The sequence below is a fragment of the Pedococcus sp. P1_H8 genome (assembly GCF_056405175.1).
The window spans coordinates 1-420 of record NZ_JBFUCP010000296.1 but is presented as its reverse complement, the minus strand read 5'-3'; the positions used below and the strand labels follow the sequence as shown (position 1 = coordinate 420).

1 protein-coding gene is annotated in these 420 nt (G+C 77.8%); it reads right to left on the bottom strand.

Features of this window, described 5'->3' with window-relative positions; all coding sequences use genetic code 11:
- Positions 1 to 420: amidohydrolase family protein (locus tag AC1DYG_RS20090; protein ID WP_477641602.1), on the bottom strand; the 420-nt coding region annotated here is incomplete at both ends.

Here is a 420-nt window from a genome sequence, read left to right as displayed (position 1 = left end):
CCCGGGAGCGGGGGTCCGTGGACCAGCGCTGCACGGAGTCCTTGGCGGCGCTGACCACCAGCTCACCCGCCTCCCAGATCACGTACGACGCGGGGGCGCCGGGGACCAGGGTGCCGGCCAGCCCGTCCCGGACGCCGCCGGCTCGCCAGGCGCCACGGGTGGCGGCGGAGTAGGCGGCCCGCGGGGACAGGCCGTGGCCCTCGGTGCGGTGGTTGACCGCGGCCCGCAGCATCGCCCAYGGGTCGAGCGGGGTGACGGGGGCGTCGGAGCCGAGGGCCAGGGAGACCCCCGCCGCGGCCATCGCGGCGAACGGGTTGAGGGTGCGGGCACGCTCGGTGCCGAGCGCCCGGCTGTACATGCCGTCGCCGCCGCCCCACTGTGCGTCGAATGCCGGCTGGACGCTGGCGATCACGCCGAGCC